The sequence below is a fragment of the Cupriavidus sp. GW823-FHT07A04 genome (assembly GCF_058794615.1).
In genome coordinates, this window is the sequence record NZ_JBXAHA010000012.1 from 145,397 (window position 1) to 161,614 (window position 16,218).

The following is a 16,218-nucleotide window of genomic DNA, read 5'->3' on the forward strand; positions in this document are numbered from 1 at the left end:
GGTCCAAGAATGGGCCTCATGAACCTATTCCGCAAATCCGCGAACGCGGGGTCCGCGAGCAAGGCCCCGCCCGACTTCACACCCGGCCCCCCGGAAGAGGCCGCGCGTCGTGTCCACTATGAAATGGGCGCCGGCTCGCGCATCGAGCGCAATCGCTGGTTCCTGGTGGCGTGCATCGAGGCGGTGGCGCTGGTCGCAAACGGCGCGGCATCGATTCGCCTGTTTCCGCTCAAGACGGTGGAGCCGGTCGTGATCCACCAGTCGGACTCCGGGCGCCGGGTCATCGACACCAACCAATCGGGCGCCTGGGTGCCGGACCAGCCCGCGCTGTCTTACGCGCTGAACCTGTGGGTCGAACAGGTGTTTGCCATCAATGGGGCCACGGTCGAGGCGAACCTGGCGCGCGCAGCTTCCAAGACCATCGGAACGGCGAGCGACCAGCTGCGTGACCTGCGTCGCAAGGAGAACCCGCTCGTGCTCCTGCGCGACAACCCGCGGCTGGTGCGCGAGTACGAGAACCTCTCGATCAACTTCCTGGGCAGCGGCGATGCCGCGCTGATCCGGTTTCGCACCACCACGCGCCGCGCGCCCGGCGCCGCGCCCGAATCGCGCAGCTATGCAATGACGATCAACTTCAACGTGGTCAAGCCGACTACGCGCGAAGAGATCCTCAAAGATCCCGCCGGCGTCTACATCACCGGCTTCAACCTCAATGATGAAGCGACGACGAAATGAAGCGACGACTCCTGACCATTTTTCTCGGCGCCGCGATCTGTGTCCCGCCGGCGCACGCCAAGCCCCAGCCTGCTGCGTCGGCCGACGAGAAGGTGTCGGCCGCCGCGCTGCCGATCGAGGTGCCGGACGAAAGCCGCATCGTCATGTTCACCTACAGTCCCGACGCGATCTTCCGGGTGTTGACGACACCCGGGATGATCACGCACCTGGAACTGGAGGCAGGCGAGGGCGTGGTCGAGATGCCGGCCATCGGGGATTCGATTCAGTGGCGCGTGAGTGGCGGGCCCCGCAACCTGTACATCAAGCCGCTGCGACCGAATCTGGTGACGACGCTCACGGTGGTGACCGACAAGCGCACCTACCAGCTCGAGTTGCGCTCGGGCGAACCGGGCGCGAAGCGCTTCCAGAAGGTGACCTTCCACTACCCGGAGGTGGAGGCTGCTCTGACGCTCAAGGAGCGGGACAAGGTTGAGACCGCGGCAAATGATAAGGCGCGGCTCAAATCGCAAGAGCTGGGTGGCGTGCCAGATCCGACCGCCTATGAGTTCGGCTATGAGATGGAGGGCGACGCCCCTTTCAAGCCGACCACGGTGTTCAACGACGGCCGGCAAACCTTCCTCAGGCTGCCCAGCGTCCAGGATCAACCTGGTGTCTTTCTCTATGAAGACGACAAGCCGTCTCTGGTCAATTACGTGGTGAAGGGCGACTACGTCGTGGTCGATCGCGTCGCGAACAAGCTGCTGCTGAAGCTCGGCAAGCGCGAAGTGCGGGTGATCCGCAAGACCTCGCGGTGGAGCTGGGGCAACTGATGACGCAGGATCTCAAAGACCCTTTCGCCGAGGATGCACGCAAGGCGGCGCCGCGGCCTGGTGCGAGTAGCGAACCTTCGCCGTCGTTGACTAAAGGCAAGGCTCGCCGCAACCTGCATATTCTCGGGCTGATCCTCCTCGCGGCGGCGGTGGTGACCTGGATGTTCTGGCCACAGTCCCCCAACAGCGTGGCCGCACCGGCGCCCGTGTCGAAGGCCGATCTGCCGGAACCCGAACTGGCCGGAAAGCGCCTGTTGCGCGATTTGCAAGAGGACGCCAGCGCGAGCACGCCGGCGGCAGAGGGGCGCGGCACGCCCGCTGCAATGCCGACGCCGATGGGGAACGGTAGCGCGGCCTCGCGCGCGCTCGCTACGCCGGACCCGGTCGTCGGCGCTGGCGGGCCCAGCCGTGAGGAAGAGATCTGGGCCGCTCCCATTGCGACCGGGGCGACTGTGACCCTGAAGAAGACCAGTGCCACGGAGCCATCTGGCTTGGGCTCGCTGATGCGGCCGGCCGGGACAGCGGAGCCTGCCGGCACGGACGCCCTCGCCGAACGGCAACTCGGGCTGCTGTCGCAGCTGGGCCAACAGCAACCGGCGGCGAGCGTTCGGTCGGGCGATAGCGCCTTCCTGAAGCAAGCCGCGAACGACGCGCCGAATCTGACCAATCGGCAGCAGCCGGCCTATGGGCAGGCCGCGGTCTATGAGGGGACCGTGGTTCGGAGCGTGCTGATCACGGGCGTGAATAGCGACATGCCCGGCAAGGTCACCGCTCGCGTGACGTCGACCGTCTACGACTCGGTCACGCAGCGCGTTCCGCTGATTCCTGCTGGCTCGACGCTGGTGGGCGTCTATCGGAACGAAGTCCAGGTCGGGCAGACCCGCGTGCTTCTGGCGATGCAACGGCTGATCCTGCCCAACGGCACGTGGATCCCACTGTCCGGCGCGTCCGCCACTGACATGCAAGGGATGTCCGGCCTGGATGCTGACGTCAACAACCACTTCCTCAAGATCTTCGGCAGCTCGCTGGTGGTTGGTGCGGCGTCGTTGCTGGCGTCCAAGTCGTCGCAGAACGTCACGGTGAATGTCGGCGCAGGCGGTACGCAACTGGGTGGCTCCGTCTTCGCGCAGTCGCTGTCGGAGACGGTGCGGACCATGCTACAGCGCAACCTGAACATCCAGCCAACGCTCACCGGCGATGCCGGCTCCGAGTTCCTGTTCGTGGTGTCGCGGGACACCCTCATGTCGCCATGGAGCGCAGAAAAGTGATCAAGACAGCCATTGCCTCCCTCTTCCTGGCCGGCGCGGCGACCTGCGCGCTGGCGCAAGGCGCCGAGTCGCCCGTGCGCATCGTCTTCAACGATGGGGTCAACACGTACATCCAGGCCCACCCGGGAGTCGCCCTGACCGTCCCTGACGCGGTGCGTCGCCAGGATGCGTTCTTGGTGCGCGGCATGCCGGTGGAGATCCTCGCGTATGCAAACGGGCGCCGCTACGAGATCCGTCGCACGGTCAACTCGAGCCAGGCCTATGTCGTGGATCTGGTTACGCCGCGCGAGGTTGTCGCGCCACCAGCCGCGGTAACAGCAGCGGCTCCCGTCGCGGCGCCCACGCCCGCTCCCACGGTCGCTCCAGCGCCGGTGCAGGCAAAGGCGGATCGCGCCCCTCCTATCGCGCCGCCAGTGACAGCCGCAGCGGATGCGGATGACGCGCGGCTTGCCGTCCCCGGCACCTCCGACGACGAGATCCGTGCGGCGATCGCGGAGGCGAAGGCCAAGGGCTGGACATCGATCAGCGCGGCAGGAGACCCCGAGTTCATCGTGCGCGTCCATGCCCTTTGGAACGAGGTGTCGCCAGCGTCGCCGGTGGCATCGAAATGAAGCAGCGGGGGAAGGGTGGCGAAACACCGATCCCGCGTCGAGCAGGTATCAATTTCTTCAACGGAGAGGTCGAGATGGCCATCAAACAAACGTGCGCGACCTTGCTGCTGGGCCTGATGGTCTCGAGTTCAGCCGGCGCGGCCAACTTCATCGTCCGCGAAAGCGGTCCCGTCCCCCAGGGTGCTGCTCAGCGGGACCTGATCGCAGAGCGGCTCGCTCAGCGCGAGGCCTCCGTACCCGTTTCTGCGTCCGCGCCACCGGCCCAATCGGGCTGGCAGGTGACCCCCGCCGACCAGAACGTGCGCATGCTGTTGACCCGCTGGGCCAGTGCGGCCGGCTGGTCGCTGGTCTGGAGTGCGGAGAGGGACGTGCCGCTGGTCGGCAGTGCGTTGTTCTCTGGCGACTTCAAGTCCGCGGTGCGGGAGGTCTTGCGGGCCACTGACATGAGCGATGCCGCGGTCCAACCGTGCTTCCACACCAACGCCGTGGTGCGCGTCATTCCGGCGACTGCCCTGTGTGATCGCGCCGAGTAAGTCACGCCGCATCGGAACGCCTGCCCACCAAGGATTGGAACCAATGAATATCACCTTCAAACTCGCCGCGTGCGCGGCTGCCGCTGCGACACTGGCCGGCTGCATTTCCCCGGAACTGACCCAGAGAACGCTGGGCGAGTATCAGAATGCGGCGAACAAGGCCGACACCAAGCGCGCCGAGATCAACCGCGCCATTGATGCCAATCGCGCCTATGTCGAGCAGGCACAGGAGGTCAACCGTCCTTACCTGGTCGGAAGATCGGTGCCGCTGGCCCGGGACGTCCGTCTGCCGCGCGCACTCCAGCGCGGCTTCAAGACGGCCGTGCTGTTCCCCACCGGGAGGGTGTCTCTCGCCGAGGCGGCGCAGCGCATCGGCCTGGTCACGGGTATCACCGTCAGCATCACGCCGGACGTCTACCTCGCGGCGCTGTCGCTCATGCCCAAGAGCGGCACGATGGATACGGGCGCGGCCAAGGTCGGTACGCTGGGCGCCCAGCCGATCCCACCGGTGCCGTTGCCGTCGCCCACGGGCCTCCCGCCGGCGGCAGGCAGTGGCTTGCCGCCGGCACCGCTGCCGCTGCCCGCACCGGGTGGCGGCGCAGGGATCGTTCAGCCCGACTCGCCTACCGACCTGGACTTCCCGCGGATGGAAGCGCCGTTGGCGCAGATCCTCGACAACATCGCGAGCCGGCTGCAGATCCAATGGAAGTACGACGATCAGGCCAATGCGATCAAGTTCTACCGCCTGGTCACCAAGAGTTGGAACTTGCCCGTTTCCCCGGCGACGAACTCCTATTCGACGGCCTTGTCGGGCCCGACCTACCAGAGCAACAACAGCAATGCGCTGACGACGCAACAGACGGCCAACGCGGTGCGCAGCGAGGCGAGCGGCCTGAACGAGCTGACGTCGATCAAGGAAGCGGCCGACAGCGTGCTGACGCGGGTGGGGACGATCAATGCCAACCAGGCCACCGGCACCATCACGATCACCGATACGCAGGATGCGGTGGAGCGCGCCGACGCCATCATCAAGGAACAGATCAAGATTCTGTCCCGCATGGTCCTGCTGCGCGTCCAGACGGTGCAGATCACCACCACCGACACTGGGGAGAGCGGGGTTGACTGGAACGCCTTGCTGACCAAGGCCCTGGCTCACATTCCGGCATTCAGCCTGAGCGCGGTCTCGCCGGCCTCGTTGGTGAGCAGCAATGCCGGCACGCTGGGGCTGAACATCATGTCCGGCGCGGGCAGCGGTACGCAGGCGATCATCCGCGCGCTGGCCGAGATCGGCCGGGTCCAGACCTCCACCGAGCTGCCGTTGTCGACGCGCAACCGCCACGCGATCAGCTACAACGTGCGCAACACGTTCTCCTACGTGAGCAACACCACGCCGGGGGTGGCCTCCATCTCTGGCGGAGGCTCCACCCCCGGTATCCAGACCGCGCAGGACTCCACGGGCCTAAAACTGGTGCTGTTCCCCAACGCCACCAACAAGGACAGCGTGATGCTGACCTTGTCGCTGGACCAGTCGGTGCTGCAGAGCCTGCAGACGTTCGTGTCCGGCAGCGGCAGCAGCGCCCAGTCCGTGCAGTTGCCCAATGTGAACGGGGAGGGCTCGACGCAGGAGGTGCCGATCAAGAATGGGCAGACCCTCATCCTGACGGGCTTCGACCGCGTCAACTCGCAGTACGACCGCCGCACAATGGGCGACGGCGCGCCATTGGCCTTGGGCGGCTCGCTCACCCAGAGCCGCACTCGGACCACCACCATCGTGCTGGTGTCGGCGGTGATCCGCGACGCCGATATCTAAGCGCCGGGGGCATCGTGATACTTACCATTGATGGGAAGTCGGTGGCCTTTGGCCTGCAGTGGCAGGTGCTGCTGCGGCAAGGCAGTGAAGAGGCCGTGGCGCGCAAGGCCGGTGCCACGATGCTGTGGGCGGACCGTGCCGGGCAATACGTTGGGCTGCTCCCGGCGAAGACGAGGCGCCCCGCAAAGCGAGCGACGGTCTACGCAGGCGCGCAGCTCATCCTGCGCGCGACGGGGGTGCAGAATCTGATCTACGTGTCGGAGATTCCCGGTCAGGACGGCTATGTCGCCGTGGGGATTCATCACCGGCGGCCACGCCAGGGCTTCGATCACGCCTTTCTGCGTGCCGCGGAGGTCAAGGCGCTGATCGATGAGTTCACCAAGATCTGTGGCGGCGAGCCATTCAGCCTGATCGGCGATGCACGCTTGGATGGCATCGAGACGCTGAGCCTGCTGGAACTGGCGCTGCTCGCGGATCCCAGCGCAGCCATGCGCCGGCCGAAGCTGCGCGTCACGCCAATCCAGGGTGTCGCCTTGCTCGTCCTGCTCGGTGGTATCGGCATCGGCTGGCAAACCTACAGCAAGTGGCGGGCAACGCAGCTCGCGGAAGAGGCGGTGCGGAAGACGCAGACCCCGGCGGAACAATATGCCCAAGCGCTCAGCGTGGTTAGCGCTTCGCCGCTGTTCCTCGCCACAAGTATCGATGATTACCTGGATTGGGTGAGGGGACTGCCGGTGTCGGTCGGTGGCTGGGGCGTGAAGTCGGTGGATTGCGAACCCAAGGACACCCCGCGCCTGGGCTGTGTGGTCCGGCTCGAGCGCAACTTCTCCCAGGCGTCGAATGAGAGCTTCCTGGCAGCGGCCTCAGCCGAGTGGGCGAAGTCCGCGGCATTCGACCCGGATCAGCGCACGGTACGGGTTTCGATCACGGCGCCCCTGGCTAGCACCAAGACGGTCGGGGATGTGCTGAAGCTCGCCCGATCGCGGGCCGAGCTGACACAGGACTTCATCCCGACCCTGCAAAAGATGGCCGTGCTCGGCACGGAACCGAAGATGGGCAACATCAAGCCCTTCCGGCTCCCTGATGGCGTTCCCGAAGATGCGGTGCCGGGTCTGTACCGGGAGGCGACGTGGACCGTGCAGTTGCCACTTCGCACTGCCGCAATGCTGAAGACCTTCCCCGAGTACGCCTATCTCACCGCGCTTTCCCTCAACCTGGAGCGCAATGGCAAGGCTGGCACTGCCGAATCGTTCGCGACCGTCAAAGTGGCGGGCGCGGTTCTCACCAAGTAAGAAAAGGACCTGACCGTGAAGACGACCCAAATTATCACCGCGCTTGCCGCGGCCATGCTCTGCCAGGCGGCGATTGCCCAAACCGACGTCGCGACGGTGGGGGAAATTGAAAGTCTGGAAAACAAGCTCACGATCAAGCGGCTCAATGACGAACTGCTTAAGCCCGGCGCCGGCGTGGCCGGCATCGCCACCCCGGGTGCGGCGGTAGCAGCGCCGGCAGGCGGCCCAGGTGTTCTCGCAGCGCCTGCGGTGGAAGCGAAGCCATATGTGGCGGCTATCTACGGCGTGAGCAACGTGGACGGCACCATGGACTACCACGGGCACCTCAACTGGAACGGTCGCATCTATCCGATCCGCACCGGCGCGCGTGTTGCCGGTTACCAGGTGCGGCGCCTGACCGCAGAAGGTGCAGTCCTCGCCCCTGTCGGGCAACGCGGCAAGGGCGGACACACCGTCTGGGCCCCCACGATGTGATCCCAAAGGACCGACCGTGCTCAATCGATTGTTTGGGAGGAAGGCGCCGCAAGCACCGCTCTCCGCTAGCCTGGCTCCGGCGACCCCGGCCGCTAGTCATGGGCGCCGCACCGGCGCCGCGGCGGGCGGCTACCAGACGGCCCCGAAGCCGGTCGAACACATTGACGACCTGCCGCCGTTCACCAAGAAGCTGTACGAGGAGATCAACCTTCAGGCCTCATTCCGGCATTACATCTGCCCCGTTGAGACGGAGGCGAACCGCTTCGCGCTGATCCTGACCGAGAACATGATCAACTCGGACATCGCCAACGAGCTGATCAAGGCCCTTTCATTTAAACGTGAGGCAGCGGAGCCCGTCTACTACATCGCATCCACCGTGGTGATGGTGGAGCTATGCCGCGACGGGGTAATGGAGAACAAGCCGAAGACGAAGGCGATGGTCAGCGGACTGAATTCGCGCAACAGGAACTCCGCACTCTGGTCACAGTTTGAGAACATCGTCGGGTTCGCGGTCGAAACCAACGCATCCGACTTGCACTTCGAGATTGAACGGCTGCAGGAGCGGTCCAAGGTGGGCTTCCGGGTCGACGGCAAGCTGATCCGCCCGCGGGAATTCGAGATCAAGACTGGCGACCTGCTGGATACGTCGGCGTACCTCTACAACATCCACAGCCGATCTGGCTCGGAGAACGCCTTCAACGAAAACAAGCCGCAGGCCTGCCAGATCCGGGCGGACGTTGCCGACCACCGCCTGCTGTTTCGTTGGGCCTCCAACCAGTCCGCGAAGGGCACCAAGATCGTCATGCGGATGCTGACCCAGGACGAGGCCCAGTCGATTCGCACGCTCGAGGAGCTCGGCTACCTGCCCGACCAGATCGCGGCCTGGAAGCGTACCATCGGCCGCCTCGGCGGCGGTACGATCACCGCCGGCGTGGTCGGGTCGGGCAAGTCAACCACCGCCCAGACCATCATGACGATGTTGCCGTCGACCATGGCGAAGTACACCGTGGAGGATCCGGTCGAGTACATCATCCCGGACACCACCCAGTTCTCCGTGTCCCGGTCGATGAACGATACCGGCAACGACCCGTTTCTGGCGGTGAAGCGCCAGCTCAAGCGGATGGACCCGGATGCGGTCCTGATCGGTGAAATCCGGGACCATGAGAGCGCAGGGCTATTCCGAGATATCGCTGAATCCGGTCACCGCGCCTTCTCGACGGTGCACGCACCGAGCGCCATCGACACCATCACCATGCGCCTCACGTCCGACGAATTGGGCATCCCGCGCGACGTGATCGCGACACCTGGCTTCATGAACCTGCTGGTGTACCAGGCGCTGTTGCCGATCAACTGTCCCAAGTGCAAGGTTGACCATGTGCAGGCCAAGTGGATCAGCGAGGCGTATCTTGCCCGCATCGAGCGCGTGTTTGGTATCGACCGGAAGGTCCTGCGGTTCGCCAATCCGGAGGGCTGCCCGCATTGCCGCCGGGCCGGGCTGCCGGAATTGCACGGTGTCAAGGGCAGAACGGTCGTCGCCGAGATGATCGAGCTGGATCAGACCATGCTCAAGCTGTTCCGGGAGCGGCAGAACCTGGAGCTGAAGGCCTACGTGCGCTCGCTCAACCGGTCCCGATTCTATGAGGAGGCCAGCACGGGCAAGACGGTGCTGGAAGTCTCGATGTTCAAGGTCTCCCGCGGCGAGATCGATCCGCGCGAGGTCGAATACAAGTTCGGCACCTTCGAGCAGTACGAAATGCAGCTTGCCTCGGAGACGGGCCTGCGCCGCGTGGCCTAGGCAGTTCCAACACGCACTAGAGATACTCAATGCCATTCTTTCGTAAGTCGTCATCGGCCCCAGTCGCCAAGGTGCACTCGGTGGGATTTACCACCAAGCACGAGTTCAGCAGCGAGCGCGGTGAGTTCTACGTCGACCTCGCGCAGAGCATGCGCGCCATGCGTGGGGTGCCGATCACGCAGTTCCTGGAGAACTATGCCAAGCGGTACCAGAAGCGCGCGATCGGCAAGATGGCCCAGTACTGGCTGACCCGCTTCGCGGAGACGGGCACCTTTACCGAATCGATTCGTGGCACTGTGCCCGACGAGGACCTGACGCTGCTGGCCGTGTCGGAGAATGCCGGCGACCTGGCTTCCGGCCTGCAGTCGTTGGGGGAGAACATCGTCGCGATGGCCAAGACCAAGCAGGAAATGATCATGACCATGGCCTCCGGCCTCGTCCTGATCGTGCTGCTGCACGTCTTCCTCGCCATTCAGGCATTCATGGTCATGCCGCAGCTCGAGAAAGCCATGACGGCGAATGCCGACCCGGCATCCATCGGCCTGCTGCCCAGCTTCCTGTTCGGTGCGGCGACGATCATCCGCACCTGGTGGCCACTGGAGATCGCTGTCATGTCCGCCGTCCTTGTCTGGATCTTCTGGTCGCTGCCGCGGTACACTGGGCCTGGCCGCGCATGGCTGGACAATCATTTCCTGCCCTATGAGATGTACCGGGACTTCCAGGGCGCGGCTTTCTTTGTGGCGCTGGGCTCGGTCACCAAGCTGATCGGTTCGCAGATCATCCAGATCGCGGACGCGCTACAGCGCATCCGGCAAAACTCAGTGAGCTGGCTGGCATGGCACATTGACCAGATCATGCGGAATATGGAGGAAGAGCCGACTTCCAAGGGCGCGCTGTTCAACACGGGCATTGTCAACGAGCGCAACTATTACCGCGTGGTGGATATCGCGGAATACGCGGAGCTGTCGACGATGCTCAATGAGGTCGGCGCGCTCATCATGACGACGGCCCCAGTCGAGATGCAGAAGAAGGCCGGCAAGTCCCGGTTCGCGCTGATGCTCACGTGCGTGGTGCTGATGTTCGGACTCTATGGCGCAACGCTCTTCATGATCAACGACTTCAAGAACCAAGCGCAGATCAAGAGCCTGAAGCGCTAGGCAGACGCTTGGCTGGGAATCACATCGGGGTGCCGCGAGGCACCCCGATTTGCTTTTTGCGCGGGCGCGCCGAATCAGGACGCTTTTGCTAGCGCTTTCGAGCGGAAATTGCGGGCGCCGACGAGGAAACTGTGTCTCGAAGGCGGCGCATCGCGGCCTTACACCCAGGACCATTTCCCGCTCAAGGAGCTACCTCGTATGCAAGCCTCAACGCTATCCCGCCGTCGCGCCGTTCATCGCGCAGAACTGCAGCGCCTTCGCGCCGCCGGTGCTTCCAAACTGACCCTGATGTGCGCGCAGGCCGGTTACAGCATGGTCGAAGTCGGCCTGGTACTGGTCATTGTCGCGCTCGCCCTGGTCGGTGTGATCCTGTACTTCTCCAGCAACAGCGCGTCGAGCCAGGCTAACTCGCTGTCTGGTGACCTGACCAGCCTGATCGGCAAGGTCAAGCAGGGGTATCAGGGCAACTACGCCGGCGTCACCAACGCCGCACTGAAGTCTGGTGGCTTCTTCCGCGATATGAGCAGCATGAACTCGAGCGGCGCCAATCCGACGCTGGCACTGGGCGGTGGCACGCTGACCGCCGTCGCCGGCACCGTGAACACGGCCAACGACTCGGTCCAGTACACGCTGACGCAGATCCCCGATAGCGCCTGCCTTCCGCTGGTGTCCTCGCTGGCCAGCAGCGTCGCATTCCTGTCGATCGCACCGAACGGCGGCACCGCTTCGGTCGTGAAGGCAGTCGGTGGCGTCGTCGATCCGTCGAAGATCAGCTGCTCCAACGACAAGAACACGCTGCTTCTCAAGGCGCTGTGACCACCTGAGCCCGGCGCGCAGTGCTAGCGTCGGTCCGTCTGCAGTCTCCAGTGGCGCGGCCGTGAGCCGCGCCACAGTTCCACCAACGCGACATCCATCTTGCGCTCATCCATGCCAAAGCTCCGAATCCGTAGGGCCGCTCACCGGCAGCGCCGCGATGGCGGCTTCCTGATGATCGAGATGGGGTTGTACCTCATCATTGCCGCGATGATCATTGCGACGGTGAAGCTGCCCGAGATGATCCGCGAGATCGAGGACAACCAGGCCGTCGGCGCAGGCCAATATGCCACCACCATCCGTACCGCCGTCAATCGCTACGTGGTGGGCAACAAGACTCAGGTTGTCGCCGGCGCGGTACCCGGGTTCGCGAATGCGCTCGCGCCGACGGTGCAGGAACTGATCGCCACGCAGTATTTGCCAACTGGCTTCGGCCTCCGGACGCCTCTCGGCCAGACGCTCAAGGTTCAACTGGCTCTACAGGCGTGCCCCGGAGTCAACTGCGAGGTGGTAGGGCTGGCCTACTCGGCGCAAGCGCTGACCGATGAAGCCGGCAGACCACGGATTCCGTTGCTGGCCACGGCCAGCTCGACGATCGGTTCGGACGGCTACATTTCCTTTCCGGCCGCGCCGGCGGTACTCAGCGGGGCGGGGGGCAGCACCACCCCCAATCCGGTTCCTGGCACGCCAGCTGGCATCCTCGGCATTCGGGTTGGGTTCGGCAGCTACGGTTACGCGAATATCGCGTCAGACCTGATCGGGCCTTGCGTGAGCATCACGAGCTTTGACGGCCAGATTAAGGTCAAGTGCAACGGCAGTGTCACGGTCACGGACGGCACGAACACGTCGACGTTGAACGCGGCCGGGTTTTCCAATCCGACCGGGACCGTTCAATCCAAGGACATCTCGACCACCGGTGAGAACTATCTCCGAGGGACAGCAACTGCCAACACCGTCTGTGCCGTCCCGGGATCGACACGAACCAATGCCAACGGCACCGGCCTGGTGGTATGCGGCAATGGCATCTGGCAGCCAGTCGGCACGGCCGTCGCCAATATCATCGCCGGCATGGCCTGCGGAACGAACGGGCAGATAGCCACTAGTGGAAGCAACGTAGGCTACATCTGCCGAGGTGGGCAGTATCAGCTACTGACGACGGCATTCGGGACGATGACGGTCACCCGCAAGATCGAGAACGTCACGGACGGCATGACCTTCGCCAAGGACAACTGCCCGGGCGGGACACCTTGGGCGCTGTACACCTCGAAGACTTTCCTAGTCAACGTGACAGGCTATGTGTCGCCCCCCATCCAAGGCACATATTTCGCCGCAGTCGACCAAGGGAGCCAGTGGTACGCCCAGGCATCCGCAAGATCGTCGGCCGCATGGTACAGCGGCAACGATACGGCCAACCTGGGCGGTCAGCTCGTTGGGACGTTCACGACAGGCTGTGCTTATTGAGCGAGGGAGGCAGATCGAAGAAAAGCCCGCATGCGGGCTTTTTCTTGCCGAGAAGGTCTGTACTTTCTTTCGGTCGAGCAGTGTTGGCCAAGCTCAGATACCAGCTGGAGGGTTCTCCATGGAAGAGCGGACGAACTCAGCAAACGGCCGTATGTCGCCGTCGAAGCTGGCGGCATTGAGCGCCTCCATGTATTCCGCGCGGCGCGGAAGCTGGATGATCGTCCAGGGATAGCCTCCCGACCCGAACATCGCGTTCATCAAGAATCGGCCTAGGCGCCCGTTGCCATCCATATAGGGATGGATGAACACGAAAATGAAGTGGCCGAGCACCGCCCGGACAGCAGCGCTCGGTTCGGCCCGAAGCTGCTTCATCAGCTCAGGCATCATCTGCCGCACGGCTTCCTTGGGTGGGGGGACGTGCTTCGCGTTTCTGATATATACCTGGTGCCCGCGGTAGCCGGCAAGATCCGCCGGGGTCAGAATCCCGGCATCGACGCTTGGAGCGAATAGCTGACGGTACCATTGTGCATGGTCGGCCTGATATGCTTGGCCAGCATTTGCGCCGGTCAGGATCTTTTCGATGGTTCTCTTCACTTCGATGTGCGCGAGCCAATAGCCTCGCGCCGCCATCGCGTTCTTGGCGTCCTTGTCGGATTGGGATTCCTTGGGGTGCCAATCACCGTTCGCCACTTTGGTGATCAGCGCGTCGGAGACCTTGTAGCCCTCGATTGACAATGAGTGGTATGCGTCCGTCTTGTAGACATCCTCCACGGCACTCAAATAACCGGCCACGTCAGCAGGCAATCCAGGCTCCGGCGGGAAAATTTCCAGCACCCGCTCTCGCATATCCGCCCACATGAGCCGCACCCGCAGGGCCGCTGGCCCCGCCGCATCCTCGGACAAGATGGTATGCACAAACTCGAAGGGGTTTACCTCCGGCGCTGTATAGCCAGCCGCCTGCATCACGCCCAACACGTCGTCCGCAATATCCTGGTGCCCTATGGCTCGAAACGCGCCCGCCAAGCGTCCCGCGAAATGGCTTCGCCCTTCATCGAGAAGCACTCGGTTGAGTTCTGATGCGTCCGGTATCTGAGCGAGCGCGATTTGCGCATCGCGCGGATAGCTTCGATAAAACGGTTGCTCGACCCGGCTGAGAGCTGTGGGTAGCCTCAAAACGGAGATGCCACGGACCTTGGTTAGCTCATCGACTGACGGCATCGCCTTCACCCTTAGGTCGAAGAGTGAATACCCATCCGGCAGCTGGATGTTGTTGTTACTGCCCGTAAGGCTGTGGATGACGAATTGCTTGGGCAACACCGTTGTTCCCGCGTGTAGCAAGATAGAGAGGTCCGGGGAGGCGTGCCAGTTGTTGCCAAAGCGGTGGGTTGCGTATGCTGCTAGAAAACTATCCATTGCCGCATACCAGGGGGTCGTATCTCCGGGTTTTTCTTCGGGCCGGCTCGCCATGTACCAGCCTTTGATGACTGGCTGTATGAAGCCAGCCTTCTGGAGGGATTCGCGGTGGCGCCGAGAGAATTCGTCAGTCTGGAAGACGGAGGATCCCTTGTCTTGAAGCGCTTTAAGCGCCGCAAGTGCCTCGCTAAGTTGCCGTGCTGCCGGCGAAGTTGCCATTTTTCACCCTAAAAGTGCCCTATAAGACTACCGACCTGTTTTTGCAAGTATTTTATGTTTTGGTTGTGCACGTATTTTCTGTGATGTTAGCACAAGTATTCTATGAATTTCTGTAACAAGTATATTATGTCACGCTGCAACACGTAAATTATGTCTAGATTGCCTCAGGAGCGTCTCAACCTGTCGAGGAAGGAGTTGCGGCCCGGTGCCTGCGCAGGGATGCCCGACGGCCTCTCGCGACCGTCCAGGCGGGCAAAGACGGTCGCCAACTCGGTTGGACGCGGCGCACCGGCGGGGCAACCTTCGGGGCTGCGGGAAAGCGGGGCGGCTGGGATGGTGCTACATGCGGCTCGGCCGTCGGGACGGGTGCCGGCGACGGCTGCCGATGTAGCGCGACCGCGGCAGGCCGGCTGCTCTGCGCTCGCCATGAGGGCACGTGCGAGGCGGGCACATCCGGTACACGGGCGCCGCCGCGCAGAACCCGTGCTACCTCGTCCCAGCGATTCGCTCGCATGAGGCCAACAGCGGCCAGCGCTCGCGGGCCTGCCTAGCCGATTTCTCGCGCACGAGCTGGCGTGCTAGTCGTGCTGCATGAGCTGCTCAACCGCCTTCGCCTCGTGGCGGCGCCGACGATCCTCTTGTTCGGCGATCACCCGCAAGGTCGCGTGTTTAAGCAGAGACAGATCGGTTAGCACTGAGGCGAACGACCTCAGTTCCTCGAGCGAAATTCGGACCGGCTGGTTATCTGGCTGCATGTCGATCTTGCTGGGGAGCGAACGGAAACTATCGTCCGCAGCGCAAGGCCTTGCAAGCGGCACAGCTTCAAAAGGCGCGCATAAATCATAAATTCTGCGCAATCGAGATTTTCTGCGGGTCAGCCGTCAGTCCCGTGTCGGACGGTGCTTTCGCACGACCACGACCGGTGCCTTGGGATCGCTTTCGGATCTCTTGCGCGCCAGACCGCCAGGGTCGTCCAACTGGACGGACGTGATCGCGTGCTTGTAGATCGCGTGCATGACGCCATTTGTGTTAAGCAGCACGACCAAGTTGTCGAACGACTTGATCGTGCCAAGCAACCTGGCACCGGATACCAGATAGACCTGCACACGCCTTCGCTCCTTGCGCGCGGCATTGAGGAGCCAGTCTTGCGGACCGAGGGCGACACGTTGCATTTGAGGCTGGGATGACTGACGAAAAAAAGTCGCCGGGATCGGCGACTTAACGAGAGCGTCGACCGAGACGGGGAGCCTAGCGACGAATCTAGCATAGGCGATCTGATGGGTCTTATATTCCCACTTATTGGGGGATTAATACACCGCGTTTTCTGTATATTTCCAGCACAAAAAAGATGTACTCTGTTCGTGTTGGGCAATGCAATCCTTGGCGCACAAAAGAAAAGGCCCGCCGAAGCGGGCCTGGGACCATGACGAAAGGTTTCACTGCGTCGCGAGTAACCAACCGCCCAGTTGTAATAACACGCTACGCATCCAAAGCTTAGACGGAATCCGAGACCGTCACGACACAACATTGAGCTCCGATCATCAAGTATGCGCACTGGCTGTCGCAACAGCGCGGGCTTTTACATCGCTCTCAAATACCTTTCTGGCCTAATGTCTTCTGGATTTTCTGGTCCGTCTTGTACTGGCTGAGCGAATACACGGCCCAGATCGTCGCGGGGATCCAGCCGAGCAGCGTGAGCTGCAAGATCAGGCAGATGATCCCCGCGAATGGCCGGCCGATGGTGAAGAAGGTGAGCCATGGCAGGATTAGGGCAATTAGTAAGCGCATCTCGAAAGCTCCTATAGTTGGTCGTAAAGACTCGCCGAAG

17 protein-coding genes are annotated in these 16,218 nt (G+C 63.1%); 12 read left to right on the forward strand and 5 right to left on the reverse strand.

Annotation, left to right across the window (positions count from 1 at the left end; all coding sequences use genetic code 11):
- Window positions 1-18 precede the first annotated feature (18 nt).
- The 12 genes from AC1Q7Q_RS21605 (at window position 19) to AC1Q7Q_RS21660 (ending at window position 12,758) form a co-directional block, all read left to right on the forward strand.
- Window positions 19-735, forward strand: coding sequence for a VirB8 family type IV secretion system protein (locus tag AC1Q7Q_RS21605; RefSeq protein ID WP_400096869.1), 717 nt, complete (start codon window positions 19-21; stop codon window positions 733-735).
- Window positions 732-1,544 carry a TrbG/VirB9 family P-type conjugative transfer protein gene (locus tag AC1Q7Q_RS21610; protein WP_400096868.1) on the forward strand — a complete coding sequence of 271 codons (813 nt, stop codon included), beginning with the start codon at window positions 732-734 and terminating at the stop codon, window positions 1,542-1,544. The genes AC1Q7Q_RS21605 and AC1Q7Q_RS21610 overlap by 4 nt, the downstream gene beginning before the upstream one ends.
- Window positions 1,544-2,812: a TraB/TrbI/VirB10 family type IV secretion system protein gene (locus AC1Q7Q_RS21615; protein WP_400096867.1), complete on the forward strand. Its 1,269-nt coding sequence runs from the start codon at window positions 1,544-1,546 to the stop codon at window positions 2,810-2,812. The genes AC1Q7Q_RS21610 and AC1Q7Q_RS21615 overlap by 1 nt, the downstream gene beginning before the upstream one ends.
- The gene (locus AC1Q7Q_RS21620) at window positions 2,809-3,423 is read left to right on the forward strand and encodes a hypothetical protein (protein ID WP_492370994.1); all 615 of its coding nucleotides are present in this window, start codon (window positions 2,809-2,811) and stop codon (window positions 3,421-3,423) included. The genes AC1Q7Q_RS21615 and AC1Q7Q_RS21620 overlap by 4 nt, the downstream gene beginning before the upstream one ends.
- 74 nt (window positions 3,424-3,497) lie before the next feature.
- On the forward strand, window positions 3,498-3,956 hold the full coding sequence (locus tag AC1Q7Q_RS21625; protein ID WP_400096865.1) for a toxin co-regulated pilus biosynthesis Q family protein: 459 nt from the start codon (window positions 3,498-3,500) through the stop codon (window positions 3,954-3,956).
- A gap of 43 nt (window positions 3,957-3,999) precedes the next feature.
- Window positions 4,000-5,766, forward strand: a complete 1,767-nt coding sequence (locus tag AC1Q7Q_RS21630; protein ID WP_400096864.1) for a secretin GspD/PilQ domain-containing protein — start codon at window positions 4,000-4,002, stop codon at window positions 5,764-5,766.
- A 41-nt stretch (window positions 5,767-5,807) separates the two neighbouring features.
- Complete coding sequence (locus AC1Q7Q_RS21635; protein ID WP_492370995.1) at window positions 5,808-7,058, forward strand: hypothetical protein; 1,251 nt, start codon at window positions 5,808-5,810, stop codon at window positions 7,056-7,058.
- A 15-nt stretch (window positions 7,059-7,073) separates the two neighbouring features.
- Complete coding sequence (locus AC1Q7Q_RS21640) at window positions 7,074-7,532, forward strand: hypothetical protein (RefSeq protein ID WP_400096862.1); 459 nt, start codon at window positions 7,074-7,076, stop codon at window positions 7,530-7,532.
- Window positions 7,533-7,548: 16 nt separating this feature from the next.
- Window positions 7,549-9,327, forward strand: coding sequence for a GspE/PulE family protein (locus AC1Q7Q_RS21645; protein ID WP_492370996.1), 1,779 nt, complete (start codon window positions 7,549-7,551; stop codon window positions 9,325-9,327).
- A gap of 29 nt (window positions 9,328-9,356) precedes the next feature.
- The gene (locus tag AC1Q7Q_RS21650) at window positions 9,357-10,484 is read left to right on the forward strand and encodes a type II secretion system F family protein (RefSeq protein ID WP_400096860.1); all 1,128 of its coding nucleotides are present in this window, start codon (window positions 9,357-9,359) and stop codon (window positions 10,482-10,484) included.
- 198 nt (window positions 10,485-10,682) lie between these two features.
- On the forward strand, window positions 10,683-11,300 hold the full coding sequence (locus AC1Q7Q_RS21655) for a type 4 pilus major pilin (RefSeq protein ID WP_400103176.1): 618 nt from the start codon (window positions 10,683-10,685) through the stop codon (window positions 11,298-11,300).
- A gap of 111 nt (window positions 11,301-11,411) precedes the next feature.
- A complete protein-coding gene (locus AC1Q7Q_RS21660) occupies window positions 11,412-12,758 on the forward strand; it encodes a shufflon system plasmid conjugative transfer pilus tip adhesin PilV (protein ID WP_492370997.1) in 1,347 nt (448 codons plus the stop codon).
- Window positions 12,759-12,851: 93 nt separating this feature from the next.
- Here AC1Q7Q_RS21660 and AC1Q7Q_RS21665 read toward each other — a convergent pair whose 3' ends face one another.
- The 5 genes from AC1Q7Q_RS21665 to AC1Q7Q_RS21685 form a co-directional block, all read right to left on the reverse strand.
- On the reverse strand, window positions 12,852-14,390 hold the full coding sequence (locus AC1Q7Q_RS21665) for a Fic family protein (protein ID WP_492370998.1): 1,539 nt from the start codon (window positions 14,388-14,390) through the stop codon (window positions 12,852-12,854).
- 486 nt (window positions 14,391-14,876) lie between these two features.
- On the reverse strand, window positions 14,877-14,957 hold the full coding sequence (locus AC1Q7Q_RS21670) for a BcsR/BcsP family cellulose biosynthesis protein (RefSeq protein ID WP_366942072.1): 81 nt from the start codon (window positions 14,955-14,957) through the stop codon (window positions 14,877-14,879).
- A gap of 11 nt (window positions 14,958-14,968) precedes the next feature.
- Window positions 14,969-15,145, reverse strand: coding sequence for a hypothetical protein (locus tag AC1Q7Q_RS21675; RefSeq protein WP_492370999.1), 177 nt, complete (start codon window positions 15,143-15,145; stop codon window positions 14,969-14,971).
- Window positions 15,146-15,271: 126 nt separating this feature from the next.
- On the reverse strand, window positions 15,272-15,562 hold the full coding sequence (hfq, locus tag AC1Q7Q_RS21680) for an RNA chaperone Hfq (protein WP_492371000.1): 291 nt from the start codon (window positions 15,560-15,562) through the stop codon (window positions 15,272-15,274).
- A 418-nt stretch (window positions 15,563-15,980) separates the two neighbouring features.
- Window positions 15,981-16,178, reverse strand: a complete 198-nt coding sequence (locus tag AC1Q7Q_RS21685) for a YqaE/Pmp3 family membrane protein (RefSeq protein ID WP_492371001.1) — start codon at window positions 16,176-16,178, stop codon at window positions 15,981-15,983.
- Window positions 16,179-16,218: the final 40 nt, after the last annotated feature.

Bases quoted from the DNA above. Each gene is read 5' to 3' on its own strand.
- AC1Q7Q_RS21665 (WP_492370998.1), bottom strand. From the start codon at position 14,390: ATGGCAACTTCGCCGGCAGCACGGCAACTTAGCGAGGCACTTGCGGCG.
- AC1Q7Q_RS21625 (WP_400096865.1), top strand. From the start codon at position 3,498: ATGGCCATCAAACAAACGTGCGCGACCTTGCTGCTGGGCCTGATGGTC.
- hfq (WP_492371000.1), bottom strand. From the start codon at position 15,562: ATGCAACGTGTCGCCCTCGGTCCGCAAGACTGGCTCCTCAATGCCGCG.
- AC1Q7Q_RS21630 (WP_400096864.1), top strand. From the start codon at position 4,000: ATGAATATCACCTTCAAACTCGCCGCGTGCGCGGCTGCCGCTGCGACA.
- AC1Q7Q_RS21605 (WP_400096869.1), top strand. From the start codon at position 19: ATGAACCTATTCCGCAAATCCGCGAACGCGGGGTCCGCGAGCAAGGCC.
- AC1Q7Q_RS21685 (WP_492371001.1), bottom strand. From the start codon at position 16,178: ATGCGCTTACTAATTGCCCTAATCCTGCCATGGCTCACCTTCTTCACC.
- AC1Q7Q_RS21675 (WP_492370999.1), bottom strand. From the start codon at position 15,145: ATGCAGCCAGATAACCAGCCGGTCCGAATTTCGCTCGAGGAACTGAGG.
- AC1Q7Q_RS21655 (WP_400103176.1), top strand. From the start codon at position 10,683: ATGCAAGCCTCAACGCTATCCCGCCGTCGCGCCGTTCATCGCGCAGAA.
- AC1Q7Q_RS21610 (WP_400096868.1), top strand. From the start codon at position 732: ATGAAGCGACGACTCCTGACCATTTTTCTCGGCGCCGCGATCTGTGTC.
- AC1Q7Q_RS21660 (WP_492370997.1), top strand. From the start codon at position 11,412: ATGCCAAAGCTCCGAATCCGTAGGGCCGCTCACCGGCAGCGCCGCGAT.
- AC1Q7Q_RS21615 (WP_400096867.1), top strand. From the start codon at position 1,544: ATGACGCAGGATCTCAAAGACCCTTTCGCCGAGGATGCACGCAAGGCG.
- AC1Q7Q_RS21650 (WP_400096860.1), top strand. From the start codon at position 9,357: ATGCCATTCTTTCGTAAGTCGTCATCGGCCCCAGTCGCCAAGGTGCAC.